The following is a 25,645-nucleotide window of genomic DNA, read 5'->3' as shown; positions in this document are numbered from 1 at the left end:
GGGCCTGATGGCCCCTTTTTCATGCGCCGCGTTTTTGCGCTCGATCGGGTTTCTGCCGCATCGTCCAGCCCGCGACGATCACCGCCAGCGCCACGATGGCCACGATTAGGGTCGCGAGCGCGTTGATCTGGGGTGAAACGCCCATGCGCACGCTGGAATAGACCACCATGGGGAGCGTGGTGGAGCCGGGGCCGGAGACGAAACTCGCGATGACCAGATCGTCGAGCGAGAGCGTGAAGGCCAGCAGCCAGCCGGAGAGCAGCGCCGGCGCGATCAGCGGTAGGGTGATGCGCAGATAGACCGTGAGCGGACGGGCGCCCAGATCCATCGCCGCCTCTTCGAGCGAGGCGTCCATGCGCGCCAGACGCGAGCGCACCACGACCGTGACATAGGCCATGCTGAAGGTGATGTGGGCGATGGCGATGGTGGTGAAACCGCGCCCGTCCGGCCAGCCGATGGTCTGCTGCATGGCCACGAAGAGCAGCAGCAGCGAGAGTCCGATGATGACATCCGGCATCACCAGCGGCGCGGTCAGCAGCAGTTCAAAGCCGGTGCGTCCGCGAAAACGGCCATGGCGGGTCAGCGCATTGGCCGCCAGGGTGCCCAGAATCATGGCGACCGTGGCGTTGACGGCGGCGATGCGCACGCTGAGCCAGGCGGCGTCCAGCAATTGACGGTTGTGCAGCAGTTCGCCGTACCACTTGAAGGAGAACCCCGACCAGACGGTGACGAGTCTGGATTCGTTGAAGGAATAGAGGATCAGCAGCAGGATCGGCACATAGAGGAAGGCGTAGCCGAAGGCCAGTACGCCGAGCAGTGGCCAGGAGCGACGCTTCATGCCGGACCCTCCTCGATGCGCGTTTGCAGACGCTGCATCAGCACGAAGGGCACGACCAACAGGGCGAGCAGCAGGATCGCCAGCGACGCGGCCAGCGGCCAGTCCTTATTGGAGAAAAACTCCGTCCACAGCAGCTTTCCGACCATCAGGCTTCCCGGACTGCCGAGCAGGTCGGGGATCACGAACTCGCCCACCACCGGGATGAAAACCAGCATGCTACCCGCGACGATGCCGGCCATCGAGAGTGGCAGCGTGACCCGGAGAAAGGCTCGGAAGGGGCGGCAGCCAAGATCCGCGGCGGCCTCCAGCAAGGTGGGATCGAGACGGGTCAGGTTGGCGTAGAGCGGCAGAATCATGAAGGGCAGGTAGGAATAGACCACGCCGATATAGACCGCGCTCTGGGTGTGCAGGATGTGCAGCGGCGTGTCGATGAGACCGGTCCAGAGCAGAAAATTGTTCAGGAGTCCGTTGGTCTTGAGAATGCCGATCCAGGCATAGACGCGGATCAGAAACGAGGTCCAGAAGGGCAGGATGATCAGCATCAGCAGGATCATCCGCCGCCGCTCGGGGGCGGTGGCGATGGCATAGGCCATCGGATACCCCAGCAGCAGACAGAAGACCGTGCAGATGAAGGCGACCCACAGCGAGTTCAGCAGGGCCGCCAGATAGATGTCGTCCTCCCAGATCAGGATGAAATTTTGCAGATTGACCTGAATCTGGAGCATGCCGTCCCCGACCCATTCCCACAGCGCGGTATAGGGCGGCTGCGCGAGAGCGGGCTCGGCGATGGTGATCCGCAGCACGATCGCGAAGGGCAGCAGGAAGAACAGTCCCAGCCAGAGATAGGGGATGCCGATGTTGACCAAGCGGCTCAGACGGTGCGAATGGGTGGGCGGTGCGGTCATTCCGTCAGCACCACGCCGCTGGTCGGCGACCACTCGATCGCCACTTCCTGCTCCCAGGTCAGCGCCTGCTCGGTGCGCGGCTGGATGTTGGTCAAGGTCATCTCGACCAACTGACCGTCGCCGACCCGGATCCGGTAGATGGACACGTCGCCCAGATAGGCGATGTCTTCTACCGTGCCCTTGAGCTGATTGACGCCATCCTCTCGGAATTCCTGGCAAAGACGCATCTTTTCGGGGCGCACCGCGACCGTGACCGGCGTGCCGATGGGATGCGGCAGAAAACTGCGCATGTGGATGGGGCGGCCAAGGCGGGTATCCACCACGACCCGGTCGCCGTCGCTCGACACGATCTTGCCCTCGAACAGATTCACCGAGCCGATGAACTCGGCGACGAAACGGCAGCTCGGGAATTCGTAGATCGCGGTCGGGGTGTCCAGTTGCATGATCTGACCGGCGTCCATGATCGCGATTCGGGTCGACATGGTCATGGCCTCTTCCTGATCGTGGGTGACGGTCACGAAGGTGATACCGAGACGTTCCTGAAGGTTGACCAGCTCGAACTGGGTGTTCTCGCGCAGCCGCTTGTCGAGCGCCCCGAGCGGTTCGTCGAGCAGCAGCAGTTTGGGATGCTTGGCGAGACTGCGCGCCAGCGCCACGCGCTGGCGCTGACCGCCGGAGAGTTGTTCTGGCCGGCGCCTGCGCAGCTCGGAGATTTTGAGCAGATCGAGCATTTCGCCCACCCGCTCGGCGCGTTCCCGGCGCGGCAGGCGATCCTGCTTGAGTCCGAACTCCACGTTCTGTTCCACGCTCATGTGCGGGAAGAGCGCGTAGGACTGGAACATCATGTTGACGGGGCGCGAATAGGGCGGGACGTTCGTCACATCGACGCCGTCGATGAAGATCCGCCCGGCGCTGGGATATTCCAGCCCCGCCAGCAGTCGCAGCAGGGTCGACTTGCCGCAGCCGGAACTGCCCAGCAGCGAAAAGAACTCGCCCTGGAAAATGTCCAGACTCAGGTCATCGACCGCGTAGACATCGCCGAACTTCTTGGTGACCCGTTCGATGTGCACATAGGGCGCGGCCTTGGGATCCTGCCAGGGTTCGAGACGAGGCGCGGAGAGACGGCGTTCGGCGATGGTGGCCATGCGGTCAAGTGCCTGAAATAAAGTAGTTTCCGGAAAATCCACGCCCCAACAAAAGGCTTCGAATCGACATGTGGTCAATTGAATCGTTAAACCGCGCCAGCTCCAACCGTTGCCGAGACCGCCAAGGCCGATTCAATCAAAAACGTCGCCTGTTGCGCTGGGCGCGGTTTAGCGGTTGGTCTTGAGCCGGGTCCAGAGCCGGTTCAGGTTGCGGATCTCGGCGTCGCCGCGCTCGGCGGGCACGAAGAGTCGCTGTTTGACCTCGGCGGGCGGATAGATGCCCGGATTACCGCGCAGGTCGCCGTCGATCAGCGGGGTCGCCGCCAGATTGGGGTTGGCGTAAAAGACATAATCGGATGCCGCCGCGATCACCTTGGGATCGAGCAGATAGGCGATGAAGGCATGGGCTGCCGTCGGATTGGGCGCGTCCTTGGGGATCGCCATGACATCGGTCCAGAGTGCCGCGCCCTCGCGCGGAATCCGATAGCCGACCTCGACACCCTTGCCCGCCTCCTCGGCGCGTTCCCGAGCCTGCAGAACATCCCCCGAATAGCCGTGAGCGACGCAAAGATCGCCATTGGCCAGGTCGCTGATGTACTGCGAGGAATGGAAATAGCGGATGTGCGGATGCACGGCCTTGATTAGCGCCGCTGCGGCATCCAGGTCGGCTTTGTCGAGGCTGTTCGGATCCTTGCCCAGATAGACCAGCGCGGCCGAGAAGACTTCGGTGGGATCGTCGAGCAGGCTGATGCCGCAACCGGCGAGCTTGGCGGCCTTCTCGGGGTCGAAGATCAGACCCCAAGTGTCCAGTTCCGCGTCCTCGCCCAGCGCGGCCTTCACCTTCTCCAGATTCAGCCCGAGCCCCGACGTGCCCCACATATAGGGCACCAGATGGGCGTTGTCCGGGTCGATCGCGGCCAGACTAGTCATGATGTCGGAATCGAGCTTGTCCAAACCAGGCAGCTTGGACTTATCGAGCGGCAGATACAGCCCCGCCTTGATATGTCGTGCCGCGAAGGGCCGCGCGGTGGGGAAGATCAGGTCATAACCGCTGCTGCCGGCGAAGAGCTTGGCCTCCAGCACATCGTTGGCATCGTAGACATCCAGCACCGGCCGGATCCCGGTCCTTTCCTGGAAGCCGGACAGGGTGTCCTCGGCGAAATAATCGCTCCAGTTATAGAGATGGACCTGTTCCTCGGCGTGGCCGACGGCGATGACGGACAGCAGGCAGAGCGGAATGAGCAGGCGAACGCCTGAAAGGATCCTGTGCATTTGGTTTGCCCTCAAGTGGAACAGCGGATGGATCGGTTGGCGATCTGGATCGCAAGGGGTGTAATCCTACTGCATTCCAGGTGACGCGCGCATGACGACTTCATGATGCCTATCCCGACCGACAATCCCGGAAGGCGACCGGAGGCGGTTCACGGCGCGCGCGCCGGATCGGAAAGACTGAACCGCCCGACCGCTTGGCGCTAAACTAACCCGCAACGCTCAATCCCTGTCACACGGCCGATCGGATGCGCCGCGCCGCGCACCGATCCAACCCCATTCGGATTCGACCTATGATTTCGCTCCTGGACTATGGCGCGGGCAATGTCCGCAGTCTGCGCAACGCCATTCATGCCCTTGGCTTCTCGCTCACCGAGATCGAACGCCCCGAGGATATCCTCCAGGCCGAGCGGCTAATCTTTCCTGGCGTCGGCGCCTTCGGCGCGGCGATGGAGCGGCTGCATCGGCTCGGGTATGTCGAGCCGCTGAAGGAGTATCTGGCCGCCGGCCGACCCTTTCTCGGCATCTGCATCGGCTTGCAGGCGCTCTTCGAGGGCAGCGAGGAGTCGCCCGGCGTGGCGGGTCTTGGGCTGATACCCGGCCGCATCCGCCGCTTCGATGCGAGCCATCTGTCGGTCCCGCACATGGGCTGGAACGACGCGCGGGTGGAGCGCGAATCGCCCCTGTTCGCCGACTATGCCGGCGAAAAGCTCTATTTCGTGCATTCCTATCGCGCCGAGCCAAGTCCCGACAATGCGGACTGGCGACTCGCGACCACCGATTACGGCAGTCCCTTCCTGAGCGCGGTACAGCGCGGGCGGGTCGCCGCCGTCCAGTTCCATCCGGAAAAAAGCGGCGCGGCCGGACTGCGGCTGCTCCAGCATTTTCTCGCCGCCGACGCGGGCGGCGCGCCGGTCGCCGGCTGGTCGCCGCGCCCGGCCGATGCCCCGACCCATTTCGCCAAGCGCGTCATCGCCTGTCTGGACGTGCGCGCGAACGATGCCGGCGATCTGGTCGTGACCAAGGGCGATCAATACGACGTGCGCGAGTCCGGCGAGGTCCGCAATCTCGGCAAGCCGGTCGAACTGGCCCAGCGCTATTACGAGGAAGGCGCCGACGAGATCACCTTCCTCAACATCACCGCCTTTCGCGATTTCCCGCTCGCCGATCAGCCCATGCTGGAGGTGCTGCGGCGCACCTCCGAACGTGTGTTCGTACCGCTGACCATCGGCGGCGGCATCCGCGCCTTCACCGACGCCAGCGGCAAGTCGTATTCGGCCCTGGACGTGGCCGACGAGTATTTCCGCTCCGGGGCCGACAAGATTTCCATCGGCTCGGACGCCGTCGCGACCGTCGAGCGCTATCTGGAGCGCGGTTGCGGGGACGGGACCAGCGCCATCGAGGAGATCGCCCGCGTCTACGGCAATCAGGCCGTAGTGATCTCGATCGACCCGCGTCGCGTCTATGTCCGTTCGCCGGACGAGACGCGCCACCAGACTGTCGAAACGGCGACGCCCGGACCCCATGGCGAGCGCTATTGCTGGTTTCAATGCACGATCAAGGGCGGGCGCGAGGGGCGCGATGTCGACGCGGTCGAACTGGCCTGCATCTGCGAGGCGCTGGGCGCCGGGGAGATCCTGCTGAACTCCATCGACCGCGACGGCAGCGGGGCCGGGTTCGATCTGGAACTGATCGGCGCGGTTCGCGCGGCCGTGAGCATTCCGGTGATCGCCTCCAGCGGGGCCGGCTGCGTGGAGCATTTCGCCGAGGTCTTCGCCGCGACCGGCGTCGAGGCGGCCTTGGCCGCCGGCATCTTCCACCGGCGCGAGGTGCCGATTCAGGCCGTCAAATCCTATCTGCGCGAGCAGGGGATCGAGACGCGGGCGTAGCGGCTTTTTTCCAGGAACGGGGCCTATGTCGAGACGCGTCGTCACGGTGGGAGCGCTCGCGCTGCTGTTCGCCCTGTCCGGCTGCGCGCTTGATCGCCGGGACGCACCCGCGCCGGCAGCACTGGCTGTGGCTCCGGCGCCCGCGGGGATCGATCGCGATGAACTGCTGTCGACCCTCGCGGCCTGCCATCTGCTGCGGGTCGGGCAGACGAACGACGTGGCCGTGTCGGACGCGACCGTGATCGTCGCCGCGGATCGCTACGGCGTGGCGGTGGACGCCATTGTCGCGCGCTCCAATCGCTTGATTCAGGAGTATCAGGCCCTCGGGCCGGTTCTGGTCGCGCTGGCCGCCGATGCCTGCCGGCGTCTCGCCGATGACATCGGGATGGCCTCCGCGCTGGTGCGCTTCGAGCCGGATGGCCAACTGCGCACGGTCTGGCTGCGTATCGATGATGTCGAGATGAGCGAGGGTTTCGCGGAGCGTGTCATGGCCGAGTTGCGCCAGCGCCGGGCGATCGGTCTGGTCATCAATAGTCCGGGCGGTTCGGTGCACGAGGCGCGCAAGCTGGGACGCTGGCTGCGCGCGAACGGTCTGCGCACGGCGGTCGACCGGGTCTGCACCTCCGCCTGTGTCGATGTGCTGGCGGGGGGCGCCGAGCGGCTTGTCACCCGCGACGCCCGGCTCGGGGTGCATCAGAGTAAGGTTCCGCATCTCTATAGCAGTCACGAGGGCGGGCAACTCTATGTGGCCGATTCGGCCCGCTATCTGCGCGAGATGGGGGTCGACGCCGAGATGGCGATCGTGGCCGCCTCGGTGCCGAACGACAAAATTCTGCTGATTCCCTTGTCCGATGCGCTCGCGACCGATCTCGTGACCGGTGTGGTCGACGGTTTTCAGTGATAAAAATAATCGGAATCAAACTCTTCTGTCAATTTCAATAGTAACGATTTATATAATTACGAATCTAAATAGATCATAAATCCGTAAACTTCCTTCAATATTTTGGTGGCCCCAGGTGTCGATCCTGCGTCGACCGATCTGGTCTCTCCACCAGCCATCCCGAAGCCTGGCGAGCGGTTCTCCGATTCCGGCGCTGTGCTTCCCCGACCGCCCTTGTGCGGGATTCGCAGTCTATGGCAATCATTCTCACTGCCGTCGGTTTCATGACCGCGCTCGGTCTGATCCTCGCCGTCTTGCTGGTGTTGGCGAACAAACGGCTGTTTGTCTTTGAAGACCCCCGGATCGATCAGGTCGAAGGACTGTTGCCCATGGCTAATTGCGGCGCCTGCGGCACGGCAGGCTGCCGTCCGTTCGCGGAACAGTTGGTCAAGGGCGAGACCGAGCCGGGTCGATGCACGGTCAACTCCAAGTCGATGAATCAGATCATCGCCGACTTCCTGGGCGTCGACCTGGGAGCCAGCGAGAAACGGGTGGCGCGGCTGGCCTGCGACGGCGGAGGCAATGTCGCCTATGTGCGCGCCAATTACACCGGACTTCCTTCCTGCCGCGCCGCCGCGCTGGTCGCCGGTGGCGGGCGCGGCTGTTCCTGGGGTTGTCTCGGTTTCGGCGACTGCGAGCAGGTCTGCGACTTCGATGCGCTCTTTATGAATAAGCAGGGCATCCCGGTCGTCATCGAGGACCAGTGCACCGCCTGCGGCGATTGCGTGACGGTCTGCCCGAAGGATCTCTTCAGCCTGCACCCGGTGAGCCACCGTCTCTGGGTCGCCTGCATGAATCTGGAATTCGGCGACGAGGCGGAACATCACTGCGAGGTCGCCTGCACCGCCTGCGGGCGCTGCGTCCAGGACTCGCCGGAAGGCTTGATCGACATCCAGAATAACCTGGCCGTGATCGACTACAGCAAGAATTCGCTGGCATCCACGGTCGCCATCGAACGCTGCCCGACTGGCGCCATCGTCTGGCTGGAGGCAGACGGACGGGTCGTCAAGGGTCGGGATGCTCGCAAGGTCTTGCGCAAGGGGGCGCTGCCAGTCGTTTGAGTCAGTTGTCAGTTGTCAGTTGTCAGTTTTCAGTAGTGATTCTGCCCAGTCTCTTGCTGACACCTGACAACCGACAACTGACAACTCCCGATCGCCCGCTCGCTGTATCGAATCCAATTAGAACAACACCCCTTTAGCGTTCCCCGCGCCCGTGCGGTTCGGGGTCGGCTTTGGCGGTTCACCACGAGAGAAGTCCCATGTTCGGAAAGAAAGACGACAAGCAGTTCAAATATCCCGGCACCCGCATGGCGATGGACGGCAATAGCGCCGTGATCCTCGGCGAGCGCGAGGCGTCCGACGCGGCTGGCTCCTATCCGATCACGCCCTCGACCCAGATGGGCGAGTACTGGGCCGAGGAAGTCGCCAAGGGACATCTGAACATCTCGGGCAACCCGCTGATCTTCGTCGAACCCGAATCCGAGCATGCCGCCGCCGCCGTCACCGCCGGCATGTCCATGACCGGTCTGCGCGCGGTCAATTTCTCGTCCGCCCAGGGCGTGGCCTTCATGCACGAGTCGCTCTACGCGGCGGTCGGCAAGCGTCTGCCCTATGTGCTGCATATCGGTTCGCGCGCCATCACCAAGGCGTCGCTGAACGTTCACTGCGCCCACGACGATTATCACTGCATCGACGACACCGGTTTCTTCCAGGTCTTCGGCAAGAGCGCCCAGGAAGCGGCTGATCTCAATCTGATCGCGCGCAAGATCGCGGAACTCACGCTGACGCCCGCCGTGGTCGGGCAGGACGGCTTCCTGACCACCCATCTGATCGAACCGCTGATGGTGCCCGAGCGGGCGCTGATCGAGGAATTCTGCGGGCGTCCGGACGACATCATCGAGTGCCCGACTCCGGCCCAGCGTCTGATCCATGGCCCGACCCGCCGGCGCGTGCCGCTGGTGTGGGACGTGGACAACCCGGCCACTTCCGGCCCGGTGCAGAATCAGGACGCCTACATGCAGGCGGTCGCGGCCCAGCGGCCCTATTTCTTCGACCATATCGAGGCCATCGCCGACCAGGCGATGGACGAGTATTACGCGCTCACCGGGCGGCGCTACCAGCGGGCCAGCGGCTACAATCTGGATGACGCCGACTATGTGATCGTCGGGCAGGGCAGCATGGTCACCCAGGCCGAGGCGGTCGCCGATTATCTGCGTGCGACCCGCAAGCTCAAGGTCGGCGTGGTCAATCTGACCATGTTCCGTCCCTTCCCCGGCGATCTGATCGGGCGTCTGCTGCAGGGCAGGAAGGGCGTCGCCATCCTGGAGCGCACCGACCAGCCGCTGGCCGAGGATCTGCCCATCATGCGCGAGATCCGCGCGGCGCTCTCCAAGTGTCTGGAAAACGGCATGATCTGCAAGGGCGAAGATCTGCCGTATCCCGCCTATGCGACCTATAAAGCGGGCGACATGCCGCGACTCTATTCCGGCTGTTATGGCCTGGGTTCACGCGACCTCCAGCCCGAGGGGCTGATCGCGGCGGTCGAGAACATGCTGCCCGAGGGCACGCGGCGCAAGTTCTACTACCTCTCGATCGACTTCATGCGCGAGGCGCTCGACCCGAAGGACGAGATCCGGCTCCAGGCGCTGAAGGACGCCTATCCACGCGTCCAGGAGCTGTCGCTGCGCGGCAGCGAGAACCCCAACCTGCTGCCCAAGGGCGCGGTCACGGTGCGCATGCACTCGGTCGGCGGCTGGGGCGCGGTGACCACCGGCAAGAACCTGGCGATGACCCTCTATGATCTGCTGGGCTTCGACATCCGCGCCAACCCCAAATACGGCTCGGAGAAGAAGGGTCAGCCGACCACCTATTTCCTGTCCGCAGCGCCCGAGCCGATCCGGCTCAACTGCGAATACACCTATGTCGACGTGGTCCTGAGCCCGGACCCCAACGTCTTCACCCATTCCAACCCGCTGTCCGGGCTGGATCGCGGCGGCGCTTTCGTCGTCCAGTCCAGTCTGGAGAACGCCGAGCAGGTGTGGATGAGCTTCCCGCCCGCCGCGCGCCGCTTCATGATCGAGCGCGAGATCCGCGTCTTCTATCTCGACGGCTTCAAGATCGCCCGTGAGGAAGCCTCCGATCCCGAGTTGCAGTTCCGCATGCAGGGCAACGCCTTCCAGGGTGCTTTCTTCGCCGCCTCGCCCCTGATGGAGCGCGCCGGTCTCACCGAGGCCGGGCTGTTCTCGGCCATGGAGGAGCAGATCCGCGCCAAGTTCGGCGGCAAGGGCGAGCGCGTGGTGCAGGACAACCTGCGCATCGTGCGCCGCGGTTTCGATGAGATCGTCGAGATCACCGATAAGATCGTGGCCGGCGGTCAGCTCATCCCGCGCAAGGAAGTCGGTCTGCCGGTCATGCTGAAAGCGCTGCCCGAGGGCGACGGCGGCCTGACCGACGTGCATCGTTTCTGGGAACAGACCGGCGCCTTCTACGCCACCGGACGTGGCAGCGACAATCTGGCCGATCCGCACATGGCGCTGTCGATCATGCCCGCCTCCACGGGCGTCTATCGCGACATGACCCAGATCCGCTTTTCCTATCCGAAGTATGTCCCGGAGAACTGTACCGCCTGCGGCAACTGTTTCTCGGTCTGCCCGGACAGCGCCATTCCGGGTCTGGTCAACAAGGTTTCGGATGTCTTCGCCGCCGCCATCGCGCGCGTCGAGCGCGGCATGCCGACCCAGCATCTGCGCCGCGAGACTCGCAACGTCGAGAAGCGTCTGCGCGAGCTGGTCGAGGGCGCTGGCGAGTCCGCCGATCTGCGCCTGCTGATCGATCAGGCCATGCTCGAAACCCTGGCCGCCTTCGCTGGCGAGCCCGAACAGAAGGCGATCGCGGAGAAAGAATTTGGCCTGCTGATGGAGTCGCTCGGCGACTACCAGTTCGCCATCACCAAGCCCTACTGGACCAATCGCGAGAAGAAGCAAAAGGGCAGCGGCGGCTTGTTTAGCATCACCGTCAACCCTTACACCTGTAAGGGCTGCATGGAGTGCATCGAGGTCTGCGGCGACGGCGCCCTGATCGACGAGCCCCAGACCGACGCGAGCATCCAGCAGTTGCAGGCGCGCTGGGGGATGTGGCTCGACCTGCCCACCACCGATCCGGACTTCATCCGCATCGAGGATCTGGACGACAAGGTCGGCGCGCTCGAAACCCTGCTGCTCGACAAGAGCAACTATCAGTCGATGGTCTCGGGCGACGGTTCCTGCATGGGCTGCGGCGAGAAGACCGCGATCCATCTCTTCACCGCCACCGTGACCGCCCTGATGCAGCCGCGCGTCAAGCGCCATCTGGCCGAGATCGACGATCTGATCAACCGGCTAGAGACCCACGTCCGGCTCAAGCTCGCCGCCAGCATGGATCTGTCCAACTCGGCCGCGATCGCCAGGGCGGTCGAGACCCACAAGGACGGCGATCTGACCCTGACCGACTTGTCAGCCGAACTGCGGGACAAGCGCGCCCAGCCGGTCGATCCCGACTGGCTCAAATGGGTCACCGGGCTGCTCGACAAGCTGCGTCATCTCAAGGCGCAGTACAACTCCAGCCAGCCACGCACCGCGATGGGCATCGTCAATTCGACCGGCTGCACCTCGGTGTGGGGCGCGACCTTCCCCTACAACCCCTATCCCTTCCCCTGGACCAATAACCTGTTCCAGGACGCGCCTTCCATGGCACTCGGACTGTTCGAGGGCCACATGCGCAAGATGGGCGAGGGTTTCAAGGCGATCCGTCAGGCGCGTCTGGAACTGGAAGGCAAGTTCAACCCGGCCGATCCGCAATCCAACCTGACCTACTACGGCTGGAAAAACTTCAGCGACGAGGAATGGCGTCTCTGTCCGCCAGTGGTCGCGGTCGGCGGCGACGGGGCCATGTATGACATCGGCTTCCAGAACCTGTCGCGCGCGCTCATGTCCGGTCATCCGGTCAAGATCCTGGTGCTCGACACCCAGTCCTATTCCAACACCGGCGGTCAGTCCTGTACCTCGGGCTTCATCGGCCAGGTCGCGGACATGGCTCCCTATGGCAAGCAGTGGAAGGGCAAGACCGAGATCCGCAAGGAGATGGGTCTGATCGGCATGGCGCACCGGACCAGCTATGTGCTGACCAGCTCCGCTTCGCATCTGACGCATCTGCTGGAGGGTTATATCGACGGTCTGAACGCGCGCCGCCCGGCACTGTTCACCGTTTACACCTCCTGTCAGCCCGAGCACGGCATCGGCGACGACATGTCGAACAAGCATGCCCGCATGGCGGTGGAATCGCGCGCCTATCCGCTGTTCACCTATAACCCGGATCTGGGCGCCAGCTTCGAGGAATGCTGTTCGATCGAGGGCAATCCGAACATCGACCAGGACTGGATCATCTGGACGCTGAACTACACCGACGAGAAGGGCAATCCCGCTGCGATGGAGGTGCCCTTCACCTTCGCCGATTTCGCCATGATCGAGGGCCGCTTCCGTAAGCACTTCCGCAAGGCGCCGCCAGAGACCTGGAACGATTCCATGATCCCGCTGGCCGAGTTCCTGGAACTGGACGCCGATGGACGCGACGGGCTCTTCCCCTACATCTGGGGCGTCGACGGCAAGAATCGTCTGATGCGGGTGCTGGTCGCGCAGGAGCTGGTGACCAGTTGCGAGGAACGGCGCGATTTCTGGACCCAGTTGCGCGGGATCTGCGGCGAGCTGAACAAGGTCGATGTCGAGCAGGTGCGCAACGCGGCCAAGGCCGAGATGGCGCAGAAGCTGACCCTTAGTCTGCTGGCCATGGCGGGTGGCGATGCCGGGGCGCTCGGGGCCTGGACTGGCGGCAACGGGTCGGGCGGCAACGGCGCGGCCCACGCCGGCGCCAATGGCTCCGGAAACGGCGCGGCGAACGGCTGGGAGGCGGTCTGGATCGAGACCCCCGAATGCACCGCCTGCGACGAGTGCGTCAACATCAACCCCAAGATCTTCAAGTACAACAGCGACAAGAAGGTCGAGGTGCTCGATCCCAAGGCCGGTCCCTTCAAGGACATCGTCAAGGCCGCCGAGAAGTGCACCGCCGGCTGTATCCATCCCGGCACGCCCTTCAATCCGTCCGAGGCCGGCGTGGACAAGCTGATCAAGCGGGCCGAGAAATACCAATAATCCGAATTGCGCTGCAATTCGGATGGGGTTGGATCGTAGAGACAAGGCATGCCTTGTCTTTCTGGCTCCCACGCTCTGGCGTGGGAGCAAGTTGCGACGCTCCAGCATCGTGTCGCGTGGCCAAGCCATGACGTTACTCACCGCTGGAGCGGTGCGACTGCATTCCCACGCGGAGCGTGGGAACGAGAAGAAGATCCTGAACGGCAATGCGTTTTCATCCGTGGTGGGCTGGCTAGCGTCTGACGACCGTCTACTGATCACTGAAAACTGCCCACTGACAACAAATATTGGCGGATCCTTCGATGCAAGAGCAAACAGCGGTTCTCGATTCAAGCGGTCGGTTCCCGGTGGAGCCGCGTTCCTCCAAAGGGCTCTTCAGCCTGTTCCAGCGTGCCCCGACCTTCGATCACGGCATCCATCCGCTCGAACACAAGGAATTGACGGCGGACAAGCCGATCCGGCGTCTGCCGTTCGCGCCCGAACTGATCATCCCGCTGTCCCAGCACAAGGGCAAACCCGCCATCCCGCTCGTCAAGGTCGGTCAGGAAGTGGTGCGCGGCGAACCGATCGCCCAGGCGGACGGTTTCGTCTCGGTGCCGATGCACGCGCCCGCCACCGGGGTGATCCGGAAGATCGGACTGGGACCGACCGCCGAGGGCCCCAAGGCGCCGGCGATCTTTCTCAAGGTCTATCTGGCCGCCGGACAACAGGTGCTCTACGACCAGGAACAGGATCCTGAACAGATGGAACCGGAGGCAATCATCGCGGCGGTCCAGGCGGCCGGTCTGGTCGGGCTGGGCGGCGGGGCCTTCCCCAGCCATGTCAAGATGATCCCGCCGGCGGGCAAGGCCATCGAGACCCTGGTGGTCAACGGCTGCGAGTGCGAGCCCTATCTCACCTGCGACCATCGCATCATGCTGGAACAGACCGAGTCGCTGATTCGCGGCATCCGGATCGCGATGCGCGCGACCGGGGCGAAGCGGGCCATCATCGGGGTCGAGGACAACAAGCTCGACGCGGTCGCCCATCTGCGCGCGCGTCTGCCCCAACACCTGCCGATCACCGCCGAGGCGGTCCAGACCAAGTATCCGCAGGGCGCCGAGAAGATGCTGATCCGCAGCCTGCTGGGGCTTGAGGTTCCGGCCGGCCACCTGACCTCGGACATCGGCGTGGCCGTCTTCAACGTCGGCACCCTGGCCCAGATGGGCGATCTGCTGCCCAAGAGTCGCGGGCTGATCGAGCGGGTGATCACCGTCAGCGGACTGCCGGTCGAACGTCCGGGGAACTTCATGGTCCCGATCGGCACGCCGGTGCGCTTCCTGCTCGAACAGGTTGGGGTCAAGCCGAACGCGGGCGGGGTGATCCTGGGAGGTCCCATGATGGGCATGACCGTGGCCTCGCTCGACGTGCCCATCACCAAATCTGTGTCGGGTGTGGTGGTGCTGGAGGCCGAGGACGAGAATGCGGCTCGGAAGCAGGTTTATCCCTGTATCAAATGCGGCGAATGTCTCAACGCCTGTCCGATTTCGCTCAATCCCTCCATGCTGGGCGAGTTGGCGCAGGCGCGCGACTACGTGACTATGTCCGCGGATTACCACCTCGATCAATGCTTCGAGTGCGGCTGCTGCGCCTATGTCTGTCCGTCGAATATCCCCTTGACCCAGTATTTCCGAATCTCCAAGGCGATCAATCGCAAGCGGAAACAGTAGTCAGTTGTCAGTTGTCAGTTGTCAGTTCACTGGCGCCACGTCGGAGCGAACAAACGAACGAAAAGGTACTGACAACTGATAATGACAACCGCCAACCCCCAACTGCCAACTGCCAACTGCCAACTGACAACTAAAAAAACTTGATATGTTTAAAGACATTGAAATCAGGACTTCCCCGCATCTCAAGCGGGCGATGTCGGTCGACCGGATCATGCGCACCGTGGTGCTGGCGCTGCTGCCGATCGCGGCCTTCGCGGTCTGGCAGTTTGGCCTGAGCGTCTTGCTGCTGCTGCTGACCACCACCGGCGTGGCGGTCGCGACCGAATGGTTCTTCGCGCGCCAGAGCGGGCGGGGCAACACGGTCGCGGACTGGTCGGCGGTCATCAGCGGACTGCTGCTCGGTCTGACCCTGCCGCCGGGCTTTCCGCTCTGGATGGCGGCGGTCGCGGCCTTCGTCGCCATCGCGCTCGGCAAGGCGCTGTTCGGCGGGCTGGGCTACAACGTCATGAATCCGGCCCTCGTGGGACGGGCCTTCGTGCAGGCGGCCTTTCCGGTGGCCATCACTACCTGGACCCCGGCCTTCGCGCCGGGGCGTTTCGCGGAGCTGATCCCGTCTACGCTCACGCTGCCCTTCATGCAGCCGATCCCGGTCGCCGACTGGGTCGCCGGATTGCACATGGACGGCTGGACCGGCGCCACGCCTCTCGCCCTGCAGAAGTTCCAGCACATCGAAACGCCGCTCGGCGACACCTTAACCGGCCTGATCGCCGGTTCCGCCGGCGAGACCTCCGCGCTCCTGATCCTGATCTGCGGGCTCTGGCTCGCCTGGCAGCGGATGCTCGACTGGCGCATTCCGGCCAGCGTCATGGCCGGCGCGGTGCTGGTCGCCACGCCCTTCTGGCTGCTCGATCCGGTCCTCTATCCGAGCCCCTGGTTCGTGCTCTGTTCGGGCGGACTCATGCTCGCCGCCTGGTTCATGGCCAGCGACATGGTGGCCTCGCCAGTGACCGCGCGTGGCGTGATCGTCTACGGGCTCTTCATCGGCGCCCTGACGGTGATCATCCGTCTGTTCGGTGGACTGCCGGAAGGCGTGATGTACGCCATCCTGCTCGGGAATGCCATCGGTCCGCTGATTTCAAGCTGGACCCAGCCGCGTGTCTACGGATCGAAGTGAACCCACGATGAATAGCAACGTACAGATCCAACCCGCGGCCGCTCCCGCCTGGCCCATGCTGCGCACCTTGGGTGGAATCGCCATGATCTCGGGCCTGCTGGTGGTGCTGGTCTACCTGTTCACCGCGCCCATCATCGCCGAGAAACAGCGCATCCTGACCGAAAAGGCGGTGTTCCGCGTGCTGCCGGGTGCGGTTTCCAAACAGGATTTCGTCATCACGGAAGCGGGCGGTCTGGCGCCCGCGGGCGAGGGAGCCACGGGCGAACGCGTTTACGCGGCCTATGACGCCGACGGCCAACTCAAGGGTGCGGCCTTCACTGGCGCTGGCGCCGGTTACGCCGATCTGGTCCATGTCATGTTCGCCTACGATCCGGGCTGCCAGTGCATCATCGGCAGCAAGGTGCTCAAGTCGAACGAAACACCAGGGTTCGGCGACAAGCTCGACCTGGATCCAGAATTCCTGAAGAACTTCAAGGCATTGGACGCCCGATTGAATGCCGACGGCACGGCGCTCGCCAACGCCATCGTGACCGTCAAGCACGGCTCCAAGACCGAACCCTGGCAGATCGACGCCATCACCGGCGCGACCATCTCATCGAATGCGATGGGCCGGGCGGCCAACTCCGCCGCCCAGCGCGCCGTCCCGGCGATCCAGCGGGATCTGGCGACCCTGTCCGACACGCACTGAACCGCGAGGCATTGAGGAATGGCTGAATTGCCCAACACACAAGAGACCCTGACCGCAGATACCTTCATCCGCGGACTGTGGGAGGAAAACCCGGTATTCGTGATGCTGCTCGGCATGTGTCCGGTTCTGGCGGTCTCCAACTCCACCCTCAATGCCCTGAGCATGGGGCTTGCCAGCACCTTCGTGCTGGTCGGCTCGGGCGCGCTGGTGTCACTGCTGCGCAACTGGATTCCCAAGCAGGTGCGCATCGCCAGCTATATCGTGATCATCGCCACCTTCGTGACCGTCGTCGACTATGGCATCCAGGCGATCAGCCTGGAACTCTATGCCGCGCTCGGCGCCTTCATCCAGCTCATCGTGGTCAACTGCATCATTCTGGGCCGCGCTGAAGCCTACGCCTCCAAGCAGCGTCTGCTGCCAACCATCGTCAACAGTCTTGGCACCGGCCTGGGCTTCACCCTGGCCCTGCTCAGTCTGGGCACGGTGCGGGAGCTGCTCGGCAACGGGAGCATCCTGGGCATTCCACTCTTTTCGGACAATTTCCAGGGCTGGGTCATCATGATCCTGCCGCCCGGCGGCTTTTTCGTGCTGGGTGCCTGGCTGCTGTTCTTCAACTGGTTGCGTCTGCGCAAGGAACGCCAGGCCACCGAGCAAGCTGGAGTCACCGCCAATGCAGTCTGAATCGCTCCCGCTCATCTTTCTCAACGCCGCGCTGGTCAACAATTTCGTGCTGGCGATGTTCCTCGGCATCTGTCCCTTCCTTGGCGTCTCGGCCAAGAAGGAAACCGCCTGGAATATGGGACTGGCCACTCTGTTCGTGATGCTGGTCAGCTCCGCGTCGGCTTACGGCATCAACTGGCTGCTGACCACGCTCGAACTCGAATTCCTGCGACTTATCTGCTACATCGCCGTCATCGCCTCGGCGGTGCAGTTGGTCGAGATGTTCATCAAGAAAACCAGTCCGGCGTTGTTTCGCTCGCTGGGGATTTTTCTGCCGCTCATCACCACCAACTGCGCGGTGCTTGGCCTGGCGCTTTTCCAGACATCCAAGGAATATGACCTGGTGCAGAGTCTGGTCTATGCCCTGGGCGTTGGCGCCGGCTTTATGCTCGCCCTGATGCTGATGGCCGGCTTGCGCGAAAAGCTCGCCCTGGCGCGGGTGCCGAGCGTCAGTCAGGGTGCGGCCCTGAGCCTGATGCTGGCGGGGCTGCTCTCGCTCGCCTTCATGGGCTTCGCGGGTCTCGGGGGTGGGCATGGTTAAGTTTTTGCTGGCCCCGCTGATCATCTTCGCCGTGCTGGCCGGCTGGGTCTGGGTGGAGCGGGTCTATGCGCGCTTTGCGGCCGGAAACCCACAACTCGGACCCTTTCGGCGCGAGGATGGCGGTTGTTCCTGCGGCAGCGGTCAGTGCGAGAAACGCCCGTCGTCATTGCCCGTCGCGCCCCCTCGACCGCGCTGACGGTCGCGGTTGCGGTCGTGCATCGCCGCAGCCTGATCCGCGAGTCGCGTCACGCGGCAGTCAAGTTTCCGCAATCTGCTGATTGTCTTTAATTTAAATAATCTCTTACGGCTTTAAGCCGCAAGCTTGAGGAGCTAGAGGATGAGTGAGTTTTCCCCCGCGATCGGCCCGACCACCGAGGCCGTCATCAAAGCGTCCCAGCGCATCACCCCGGACAGCGCTGATGAAGTCCGCCACCTCACGCTCGAAGTGCTGGATCCGGCCTTTCAGTTCGTCGAGGGGCAGAGTATCGGCGTCTTGGTGCCCGGTCCGCACGCTTTCGGCAACGCCCTGCATCTGCGCCGCTATTCCATCGCCAATGCCCGCAATCTCCCGGTGGGCGATGGCGTGACCCTGGAGATCCTGGTGCGTCGCTGCTTCTGCGTCGACGAGATCAGCGGCGAGCGCTATCCCGGCGTGGCCTCCAATTATCTCTGCGACGCCCGGCCGGGCGACCAATTGACCATCAGCGGTCCCTATCTGAGCCCCTTCAAGATGCCGCTGGACAATCGCGCCAATCTGCTCATGATCGGCACCGGTACCGGCGTCGCGCCCTTCCGCGCGTTTGCCCAACTCATCTACGAGCGTCGCGGCGACTGGAAGGGACAGGTGCGGCTCTACTACGGCGGGCGCAGCGGGCTCGATCTCATGTACGCCAACGACGAGAGCACCGATCTCGCCGATTATTACGACGACAAGACCTTTAAGGCTTTTCGCGCTCTAGGCGCGCGCCCCATGACGACCTCATCGCAGGCACTGGAGCAGGTTCTGGCCGAGCACGCCGCCGATGCCTGGCGTCTGATCCGCGAATCCAACACCCATGTCTTCCTCTCGGGGCTGGGCAAGATCGCGCTGGCGTTCGATCAGGTCATGGCCGAACAGGCGGGATCGGCGGATGCTTGGAAGCAGGTCAAGCAACAGTTGATCGACGAGGGACGCTGGTCTGAATTGACCTACGATTAAACCGCGCCCAGCGCGGTAGTCGATGTTTTTGGATTGGCGCAACCTCGGCAGCCTCTATGACTGCCGGAGCGGGCGCGGTTTAAGCGATTAAAAAATATAACTTTTAAATTTTAAACCGCGTCCCCGCTAAGGTCCGGGGATGCGCCAAACGTCGAACTCACTCGAAACGCAGTCTCTCGCTCTGGACGCGGTTTAAGCCGACAACCGCCGATATTTAAGCCGGTGCGGCTGATCCGCGTCGGTGCCCAGACGACGGTGACGGTCGGCCTCGTAGTCGGCGTAATTCCCCTCGAACCAGGTCACTTGCGAATCGCCCTCGAAGGCGAGGATGTGGGTGGCGATGCGATCCAGGAACCAGCGGTCATGGCTGATGACCACCGCGCAGCCGGGGAAGGTCAGTAGGGCCTCTTCGAGCGCGCGCAGGGTCTCGACGTCCAGGTCGTTGGTCGGTTCGTCGAGCAGCAGCAGATTGCCGCCGCTTTTCAGCAGCTTGGCCAGATGCACCCGGTTGCGCTCGCCGCCGGACAGATCGCCGATGCGCTTCTGCTGATCCCCGCCCTTGAAGTTAAAACGACCGCAATAGGCACGCGAGGGCATCTCGTAGCGACCGACGACGATGGTGTCGGAGCCGTCCGAGATTTCCTGCCAGATGGTCTTGTCGTCGTCGAGCGCGTCGCGACTCTGATCGACATGGGCGATCTGGACCGTCTCGCCGATGCGCAGCATGCCGGCGTCGGGCTGTTCCTGCCCGGTGAGGAGGCGGAACAGCGTGGTCTTGCCGGCGCCGTTGGGGCCGATGATGCCGACGATGCCGCCCTGGGGCAGGTTGAAGGTCAGGTTCTCGTAGAGCAGGTTGTCGCCATAGCCCTTCTTGAGCCCGGTCGCCTCGATCACCAGCTCGCCGAGACGCGGGCCGGGCGGGATGTAGATCTCGTTGGTCTCGTTGCGGGACTGGAATTCCTGCGACTGCAATTCGTCGAAGCGGGCCATGCGCGCCTTGCTCTTGGCGTGGCGACCCTTGGGGTTGGATCGCACCCACTCCAGCTCGTGTTTCATGGCCGTGATGCGGGCGTGTTCCTGCTTTTGTTCCAGCTCCAGGCGTTGCTCTTTCTGCTCCAGCCAGGAGGAATAATTGCCTTCCCAGGGGATACCGTGGCCGCGGTCCAGTTCCAGAATCCAGCCGGCGACATTGTCCAGGAAGTAGCGGTCATGGGTGACCGCGACCACGGTGCCGGGATATTCGAGCAGGAAGCGTTCGAGCCAGGCGACCGACTCGGCGTCCAGATGATTGGTCGGTTCGTCGAGCAGCAGCATGTCGGGCTTGGAGAGCAGCAGCCGGCAGAGCGCGACACGGCGACGCTCGCCGCCGGAGAGCCGGGTGACATCGGCGTCCCAGGGCGGCAGGCGCAGGGCGTCGGCGGCGACCTCCAGGGTGCGTTCCAGATTGTGTCCGTCGGTGGCTTCGATGAGGTTTTCGAGATCTGCCTGTTCCTTGGCCAGGGCGTCGAAATCGGCGTCCGCGTCGGCATAGGCGGCGTAGACCTCATCCAGCCGGGTCAGCGCGTCCTTGATATGGCCGAGCGCCTCCTCAACATTTCCCCGCACGTCCTTGGCGGGATCCAGTTGCGGTTCCTGCGACAGAAAGCCGATCTTGATGTTGGCGAGCGGACGGGCCTCGCCCTCGATTTCGGTGTCGAGACCGGCCATGATCCTGAGCAGGGTGGATTTGCCCGAGCCATTCAGACCCAGGACGCCGATCTTGGCGCCGGGATAGAAGGAGAGCGAGATGTCGCGCAGAATGACACGCTTGGGCGGCACGATCTTGCCCACCCGGTTCATGGTAAAGATGTATTGAGCCATGGTTTTTGAGGTTTGGTTGCTTGGGGAATGTCGTCAGGGATGCGCCGCGACGGATGCCGGGGAGGGGCGTTGCGCCCCGCTTGTCGATGGGCATTCTGCGCTGTCGAAGGTGAAATGTCCAAAATGGGACGCCGGCGCCGAATATACTTCAGGCATCGTTTCCCCTGACAACCAAGGGTCGGGAGCATTGCATGTCATCCGTGCTGTCTTCGCGAGCAACCGCGCCCATTCCGTCGCGCCACCGCTGGTCGGTGGAGGACTATCGGCGGATGGCGCAGTCCGGTCTGCTGGACGCGACCGACCGCGTCGAACTGATCGAGGGGGAGTTAATCGACATAGCGCCGATCGGCTGCAAACATGCCTTCCTCGTTGATCGCCTGGCGGAACTGCTGGGCGGCGGGTCGCGCGCCAATTATATGGTGCGTGTTCAAAATCCCGTTTCGCTCGACACCCGTAGCGAACCCCAGCCAGATATCGCGCTGGTCAACCGTGAGAATTACAGCGACAGGCATCCCGGCCCGGGCGACATTCGGTTGATCGTCGAGGTATCCGACACCACGCTGGCCTATGATCGCGACGTGAAGCTCCCGCTCTATGCGCGCGCAGGCATCCCGGAAGTCTGGCTGCTGGACGCCCAGTCAGGCGAACTGACGGTCTATCGCGAATCCGCAGAGGGGCTGTACCGTCTCATCCGCAAAGCGTCGGCGACTGAAACGCTGTCGCCTCTGCTGTTGCCAAAGGTGACGCTCCGGCTCGCGGAGGTGCTGGTTTGACCGCTGCCCCTAACCTGTCCGCGGAGACTCTGGAAGACCTGATTCCTGTGCATCGATTGACTCGCGATCAGCGCACGCGCCTCGCCCGAGGCGGTCAGGTCGCTTCGATTCCGGCGGGTAAAAAACTCGTCGCGACTCAGGAACATCCCTGGCTGGATTATTTGCTGACCGGCAAGCTCTGTCTGCTCAAGGGCGACCAGAAGGACATCGTGGAGGCGGGTTCGATGCGGGCCTGTCGACCGGTGTTCGAGCCGGGTCGTCTGCGGGACTCTGCCGTCGCCCTCGGCGATGCCGAGCTGCTGCGTCTGGATCGACAGCTTTACGAGACGCTCAGCGGCGATCGTCCCACGCCGGGCGGCTCGCTCGACGATCTGGATCTCAGCGAGGCCGAAAGCGCCTTGCTCGTCCGCTTTTATCAGGCCTGCAAAAGCGGCAGTCTCGCGCTGCCCTCGCTGCCGAAGGTGGCGCGGGCGATCCAGGAGGCCATGAGCGACCCGAACATCAATTCGGCGCGGTTAGCGCGTATCGTGCAGATGGACCCGGCCGCGACCGGGGGGCTGATCCGGCTCGCCAACAGCCCTGTTTACCGCGGCGCCAAGCCGACCACGGACCTGCGCAGCGCCATCATCCGGCTCGGCATGGACCTCACCCGCGGGGCCGTTGTCAGCATGGCCATGCAAACAGTCTTCAAGACCAAATCGCCGCTGATGAAGCAGCGGATGAAGGCGGTCTGGAATCGCAGCGTCCATATCTCCGCCCTGAGCTTTGTGATTGCTCGGCATTGCAAGGGGATCAACCCCGAGGAGGCCCTGCTGGCGGGACTGCTGCACGATGTCGGCGAGATTCCCATCCTGGATTTTGTCAGCCGCCATGAGCGCGAGATCGACGATGACGAACTGGATGCCGCCATCCTCAAGCTGCGCGACATGGTGGGCGAACTGGTGGTGAGCTATTGGGGGCTTGGACCCGAGCTGGTCGAGGTGGTGCGCGAATCGGGCCGCTGGTACCGTGACCGGGGCGACCGGCCCGATGATTGCGATATCGTCCTGGTGGCTCGGCTTTATCGCATGAATCAGTCCGAGTTGCGGGGTCCGGTGCCGCGTTACGACGAAGTGCCTGCCTATTTCAAGCTGGGCCTGGGGTTCTCGGAAACCAACGGCAAAGTCGATGTGATCGCGGAGGCGAGCGAGGAACTGGCTGCGGTGATCGGGATGCTCAAGGGGGGCGCCTGAACCGCGTGCGTCAAGGCTTGCGTCGTTGCGAGCGACCGACTGGGCTGAAACCATCGAAAATTCCATGCGCTCTTTGCGGCTCAAAAACGCCTTCCAGGAACGAAATACAAACGATGCGAGTTGATCTTCCGGTATTCGGCTTCGTGGCCCCGAGCGGCAGCGGCAAGACCACTCTGCTGCGGCGGCTCGTCGCGGTTCTGCACGAACGGGGGTTGCGGGTCGGGTATCTCAAGCATGCCCATCATACCTTCGACCTCGACGTGCCGGGCAAGGACAGCTTCGAGATCCGCGCCGCCGGCGCATCCCAGACCCTGCTGGCCTCGCGCGAACGCTGGGCGTTGCAGGTCGAGAATCGATTTAGAGGGTTTGATCCCGATCTCGGCGCAATGCTGTCGCGCTTCGAGTCGGATACCCTCGACCTGATTCTGGTCGAGGGCTTCAAGCATGCCCACTATCCCAAGATCGAGATCTATCGCGCCGCTCTCGGCCAGGCTCCGCTCTATCCGGGCGATGGCGACATCATCGCGGTGGCGACCCCCGACAGACTGCCCGCTGACGGACACCCGCCGATCCTGCCGCTCGACGACGCGGACACGATCGCCGACTTTCTCCTCAACGCCGCCAGAAGGCCGGACTCAGAAGCACCAGCAGGGTGAAAATCTCCAGGCGTCCGAGCAGCATGGCGAAGCAGAGGATCCATTTTGCTGGGTCGTGAAGGTCGGCGTAATGGGCGCCGACCTGCGCCAGGCCGGGGCCAAGGTTGTTGATGCAGGCGGCAACCGCCGAAAAAGCAGTCAGCAGATCTAGCCCGGTTGCCGCCAGCATCAGAGACATGAGGACGAAGCTGGCGACATAGAGCGAGAAAAAGCCCCAGACCGCGTCCACCACGCGATGATTAACCCGACTTCGACTATTCGACCTCGCTTAGGCCGATTTTCGGCGTATTTTGGCGCCCGATGGCGCTCAAGCTATTGATGCACCAGACCCGCGAACCCGAAGCCCCTCTGTAGTGCCGACCTAGGTCGTTGAGCCGGAGTGCTTTTTCACGGACACTGTCGGCATGTTCTTGCGCGCAAAGACCCGCCGCAAAGACGGCAAGGAGCACCGCTACTGGAGCATCGTCGAGAATTGCCGCGTCGCCGACGGGCGCGTGGTGCAGCGCCAGGTGCTCTATCTCGGCGAGATCAACGACACCCAAAAGGCGGCGTGGTGCCGCACGATCGAGGTGGTCAACGAGGACGAAGGAGCCACGGTGCAGGTCGCGCTGTTTCCAGAAGATCGTCCATCTCCGGTCCTCGATTGTGATGTCATTCAGGTACGCCTGAGCGGCTTGCGGCTGTGTCGCCCGCGTCAATGGGGCGCGTGCTGGCTGATGTGCGCGCTGTGGGAACAGTTGCGCTTGGATGACTTCTGGCAACCGCGCTTGCCGCCGAGTCGCAAGGGTACGCGCTGGCTCAACGTGCTCAAGACCCTGGTCTGTTACCGCTTGATCGACCCCGGCAGCGAATGGCGGCTGCACCGGCATTGGTTCGACCACAGTGCGATCGGTGATCTGCTCGGCGAGGATTTCGCCATCGCCCACAGTCACACCCTCTACCGCTGCCTGGACAAGCTGCTCGTGCACAAGCGCGCCCTCTTCTCCTCCCTCCAGGAGCGTTGGATCGCGCTGTTTGAGGTGCGTTTCGATGTCTTGCTCTACGACCTGACCAGCACCTATTTCGAGTCCGATCCGCCGGGGCATGGCAAGCGCCGCTTCGGCTACAGCCGCGACAAACGTCCCGACTGTGTGCAGGTCGTCATTGCCCTGATCGTCACCCCCGACGGCTTGCCGTTGGCCTACGAGGTGCTGCCCGGCAATACCAGCGACAAGACGACCCTGACCGACTTTCTCGCCAAGATCGAGGCGCAGTATGGCCGAGCCGACCGGGTGTGGATCATGGATCGTGGCATCCCGACCGAGGAGTCGTTGGCGCAGATGCGCGCCAGCGAGTCGCCGGTGCACGATCTGGTGGGAACACCCAAGGGACGGCTGACCAAGCTCGAGAAAGCCTTCCTCGCCAAGCCCTGGGCGCAGGTGCGCGAGCAGGTCGACGTCAAGCTCTTGGAGCAGGATGGGGAGGTCTACATCCTCGCACGCAGCCTCGGTCGGATGCACAAGGAGCGGGCCATGCGCCGACGCCGACTCAAACGTCTGTGTGAACGGCTCCAGGAACTCCAGCGCCAAGAACCCTCACGCGATGAGCTGCTCATGAAGCTCGGTGCCGCCAAGAAAGAGGCCGGACGCGCCTATCACCTGCTCAGCATCACACTCCCTGAGGCCGATCAGGCGGTCAACGCCAAAACCTTCACCTTCGCACTCAACCGCAAGAAACTGCGTCAAGTGCGCCGCCGAGAGGGCCGCTACCTGCTGCGCTCCAACCTCTGCAATGAAGATCCGGCCACGCTGTGGATCTATGACATCCAGCTCACCGAGGTCGAGCAGGCGTTCAAGGAGCTCAAGGGGGACTTGGCCATCCGCCCGATCTTCCATCAGCGCGACGACCGCATCGAGGCCCACATCTTCGTCGCCTTCCTCGCCTACTG

The 25,645-nt window shown here is 63.4% G+C and carries 20 protein-coding genes and 1 pseudogene; 15 read left to right on the top strand and 6 right to left on the bottom strand.

Features of this window, described 5'->3' with window-relative positions:
* Positions 1–19: 19 nt before the first annotated feature.
* The 4 genes from CCR95_RS07205 to CCR95_RS07190 form a co-directional block, all read right to left on the bottom strand.
* On the bottom strand, positions 20–838 hold the full coding sequence (locus CCR95_RS07205; RefSeq protein WP_201093118.1) for an ABC transporter permease subunit: 819 nt from the start codon (positions 836–838) through the stop codon (positions 20–22).
* The gene (locus CCR95_RS07200; RefSeq protein WP_201093117.1) at positions 835–1,743 is read right to left on the bottom strand and encodes an ABC transporter permease subunit; all 909 of its coding nucleotides are present in this window, start codon (positions 1,741–1,743) and stop codon (positions 835–837) included. The genes CCR95_RS07205 and CCR95_RS07200 overlap by 4 nt, the downstream gene beginning before the upstream one ends.
* Complete coding sequence (locus tag CCR95_RS07195) at positions 1,740–2,888, bottom strand: ABC transporter ATP-binding protein (RefSeq protein ID WP_201093115.1); 1,149 nt, start codon at positions 2,886–2,888, stop codon at positions 1,740–1,742. The genes CCR95_RS07200 and CCR95_RS07195 overlap by 4 nt, the downstream gene beginning before the upstream one ends.
* A gap of 168 nt (positions 2,889–3,056) precedes the next feature.
* Positions 3,057–4,160, bottom strand: coding sequence for a polyamine ABC transporter substrate-binding protein (locus CCR95_RS07190; protein WP_201093114.1), 1,104 nt, complete (start codon positions 4,158–4,160; stop codon positions 3,057–3,059).
* Positions 4,161–4,450: 290 nt separating this feature from the next.
* Here CCR95_RS07190 and hisF point away from each other — a divergent pair, with 290 nt between their 5' ends.
* The 11 genes from hisF (at position 4,451) to CCR95_RS07135 (ending at position 19,197) form a co-directional block, all read left to right on the top strand.
* Positions 4,451–6,046 carry an imidazole glycerol phosphate synthase subunit HisF gene (hisF, locus tag CCR95_RS07185; protein WP_201093113.1) on the top strand — a complete coding sequence of 532 codons (1,596 nt, stop codon included), beginning with the start codon at positions 4,451–4,453 and terminating at the stop codon, positions 6,044–6,046.
* 25 nt (positions 6,047–6,071) lie between these two features.
* On the top strand, positions 6,072–6,947 hold the full coding sequence (locus CCR95_RS07180) for a COG3904 family protein (protein WP_201093112.1): 876 nt from the start codon (positions 6,072–6,074) through the stop codon (positions 6,945–6,947).
* Positions 6,948–7,180: 233 nt separating this feature from the next.
* Positions 7,181–8,047 carry an RnfABCDGE type electron transport complex subunit B gene (locus CCR95_RS07175; RefSeq protein ID WP_201093111.1) on the top strand — a complete coding sequence of 289 codons (867 nt, stop codon included), beginning with the start codon at positions 7,181–7,183 and terminating at the stop codon, positions 8,045–8,047.
* Positions 8,048–8,244: 197 nt separating this feature from the next.
* Positions 8,245–13,167: a 2-oxoacid:acceptor oxidoreductase family protein gene (locus tag CCR95_RS07170; protein ID WP_201093110.1), complete on the top strand. Its 4,923-nt coding sequence runs from the start codon at positions 8,245–8,247 to the stop codon at positions 13,165–13,167.
* A gap of 302 nt (positions 13,168–13,469) precedes the next feature.
* Positions 13,470–14,876, top strand: coding sequence for an electron transport complex subunit RsxC (rsxC, locus tag CCR95_RS07165; protein ID WP_242523106.1), 1,407 nt, complete (start codon positions 13,470–13,472; stop codon positions 14,874–14,876).
* A 145-nt stretch (positions 14,877–15,021) separates the two neighbouring features.
* Positions 15,022–16,050 carry an RnfABCDGE type electron transport complex subunit D gene (locus CCR95_RS07160; protein ID WP_201093108.1) on the top strand — a complete coding sequence of 343 codons (1,029 nt, stop codon included), beginning with the start codon at positions 15,022–15,024 and terminating at the stop codon, positions 16,048–16,050.
* 7 nt (positions 16,051–16,057) lie between these two features.
* Positions 16,058–16,738: an RnfABCDGE type electron transport complex subunit G gene (locus tag CCR95_RS07155; protein WP_201093106.1), complete on the top strand. Its 681-nt coding sequence runs from the start codon at positions 16,058–16,060 to the stop codon at positions 16,736–16,738.
* A gap of 18 nt (positions 16,739–16,756) precedes the next feature.
* Positions 16,757–17,419, top strand: coding sequence for an electron transport complex subunit RsxE (gene rsxE, locus CCR95_RS07150; protein WP_201093104.1), 663 nt, complete (start codon positions 16,757–16,759; stop codon positions 17,417–17,419).
* Positions 17,409–17,999, top strand: a complete 591-nt coding sequence (locus CCR95_RS07145) for an electron transport complex protein RnfA (protein WP_201093102.1) — start codon at positions 17,409–17,411, stop codon at positions 17,997–17,999. The genes rsxE and CCR95_RS07145 overlap by 11 nt, the downstream gene beginning before the upstream one ends.
* Positions 17,992–18,195, top strand: coding sequence for a hypothetical protein (locus CCR95_RS07140; RefSeq protein ID WP_201093100.1), 204 nt, complete (start codon positions 17,992–17,994; stop codon positions 18,193–18,195). The genes CCR95_RS07145 and CCR95_RS07140 overlap by 8 nt, the downstream gene beginning before the upstream one ends.
* A 141-nt stretch (positions 18,196–18,336) precedes the next feature.
* Complete coding sequence (locus tag CCR95_RS07135; protein WP_201093098.1) at positions 18,337–19,197, top strand: ferredoxin reductase domain-containing protein; 861 nt, start codon at positions 18,337–18,339, stop codon at positions 19,195–19,197.
* Positions 19,198–19,389: 192 nt separating this feature from the next.
* Here the strand turns inward: CCR95_RS07135 and ettA are convergent, their stop codons facing one another.
* Complete coding sequence (gene ettA, locus CCR95_RS07130) at positions 19,390–21,057, bottom strand: energy-dependent translational throttle protein EttA (protein WP_201093097.1); 1,668 nt, start codon at positions 21,055–21,057, stop codon at positions 19,390–19,392.
* Between the two features lie 191 nt (positions 21,058–21,248).
* On the opposite strand from ettA, the gene CCR95_RS07125 reads away from it, so the two are divergent.
* The 3 genes from CCR95_RS07125 (at position 21,249) to mobB (ending at position 23,718) form a co-directional block, all read left to right on the top strand.
* A complete protein-coding gene (locus CCR95_RS07125; RefSeq protein ID WP_276570236.1) occupies positions 21,249–21,830 on the top strand; it encodes a Uma2 family endonuclease in 582 nt (193 codons plus the stop codon).
* On the top strand, positions 21,827–23,062 hold the full coding sequence (locus tag CCR95_RS07120) for an HDOD domain-containing protein (protein ID WP_201093095.1): 1,236 nt from the start codon (positions 21,827–21,829) through the stop codon (positions 23,060–23,062). The genes CCR95_RS07125 and CCR95_RS07120 overlap by 4 nt, the downstream gene beginning before the upstream one ends.
* 113 nt (positions 23,063–23,175) lie before the next feature.
* Complete coding sequence (gene mobB / locus CCR95_RS07115; RefSeq protein WP_201093094.1) at positions 23,176–23,718, top strand: molybdopterin-guanine dinucleotide biosynthesis protein B; 543 nt, start codon at positions 23,176–23,178, stop codon at positions 23,716–23,718.
* Here mobB and CCR95_RS07110 read toward each other — a convergent pair.
* A pseudogene (locus tag CCR95_RS07110) lies at positions 23,675–23,962 on the bottom strand (potassium transporter TrkG); the annotation flags it as partial. The gene mobB and the pseudogene CCR95_RS07110 overlap by 44 nt on opposite strands.
* Before the next feature lie 160 nt (positions 23,963–24,122).
* Here CCR95_RS07110 and CCR95_RS07105 point away from each other — a divergent pair.
* Positions 24,123–25,645, top strand: a 1,523-nt coding sequence (locus CCR95_RS07105) for an IS1634 family transposase (RefSeq protein ID WP_201093093.1), incomplete at its 3' end; no start/stop codon positions are given.

Source organism: Thiocystis minor, from assembly GCF_016653465.1.
GTDB lineage: Bacteria > Pseudomonadota > Gammaproteobacteria > Chromatiales > Chromatiaceae > Chromatium > Chromatium minus.
The sequence above is the reverse complement of the archived record's forward strand: the minus strand, read 5'-3'. Positions and strand labels throughout refer to the sequence as shown.

Excerpts from the sequence above, each read along its gene's own strand:
- CCR95_RS07205 (WP_201093118.1), bottom strand. The coding sequence starts at position 838 with ATGAAGCGTCGCTCCTGGCCACTGCTCGGCGTACTGGCCTTCGGCTAC.
- CCR95_RS07200 (WP_201093117.1), bottom strand. The coding sequence starts at position 1,743 with ATGACCGCACCGCCCACCCATTCGCACCGTCTGAGCCGCTTGGTCAAC.
- CCR95_RS07195 (WP_201093115.1), bottom strand. The coding sequence starts at position 2,888 with ATGGCCACCATCGCCGAACGCCGTCTCTCCGCGCCTCGTCTCGAACCC.
- CCR95_RS07190 (WP_201093114.1), bottom strand. The coding sequence starts at position 4,160 with ATGCACAGGATCCTTTCAGGCGTTCGCCTGCTCATTCCGCTCTGCCTG.
- hisF (WP_201093113.1), top strand. The coding sequence starts at position 4,451 with ATGATTTCGCTCCTGGACTATGGCGCGGGCAATGTCCGCAGTCTGCGC.
- CCR95_RS07180 (WP_201093112.1), top strand. The coding sequence starts at position 6,072 with ATGTCGAGACGCGTCGTCACGGTGGGAGCGCTCGCGCTGCTGTTCGCC.
- CCR95_RS07175 (WP_201093111.1), top strand. The coding sequence starts at position 7,181 with ATGGCAATCATTCTCACTGCCGTCGGTTTCATGACCGCGCTCGGTCTG.
- CCR95_RS07170 (WP_201093110.1), top strand. The coding sequence starts at position 8,245 with ATGTTCGGAAAGAAAGACGACAAGCAGTTCAAATATCCCGGCACCCGC.
- rsxC (WP_242523106.1), top strand. The coding sequence starts at position 13,470 with ATGCAAGAGCAAACAGCGGTTCTCGATTCAAGCGGTCGGTTCCCGGTG.
- CCR95_RS07160 (WP_201093108.1), top strand. The coding sequence starts at position 15,022 with ATGTTTAAAGACATTGAAATCAGGACTTCCCCGCATCTCAAGCGGGCG.
- CCR95_RS07155 (WP_201093106.1), top strand. The coding sequence starts at position 16,058 with ATGAATAGCAACGTACAGATCCAACCCGCGGCCGCTCCCGCCTGGCCC.
- rsxE (WP_201093104.1), top strand. The coding sequence starts at position 16,757 with ATGGCTGAATTGCCCAACACACAAGAGACCCTGACCGCAGATACCTTC.
- CCR95_RS07145 (WP_201093102.1), top strand. The coding sequence starts at position 17,409 with ATGCAGTCTGAATCGCTCCCGCTCATCTTTCTCAACGCCGCGCTGGTC.
- CCR95_RS07140 (WP_201093100.1), top strand. The coding sequence starts at position 17,992 with ATGGTTAAGTTTTTGCTGGCCCCGCTGATCATCTTCGCCGTGCTGGCC.
- CCR95_RS07135 (WP_201093098.1), top strand. The coding sequence starts at position 18,337 with ATGAGTGAGTTTTCCCCCGCGATCGGCCCGACCACCGAGGCCGTCATC.
- ettA (WP_201093097.1), bottom strand. The coding sequence starts at position 21,057 with ATGGCTCAATACATCTTTACCATGAACCGGGTGGGCAAGATCGTGCCG.
- CCR95_RS07125 (WP_276570236.1), top strand. The coding sequence starts at position 21,249 with ATGTCATCCGTGCTGTCTTCGCGAGCAACCGCGCCCATTCCGTCGCGC.
- mobB (WP_201093094.1), top strand. The coding sequence starts at position 23,176 with ATGCGAGTTGATCTTCCGGTATTCGGCTTCGTGGCCCCGAGCGGCAGC.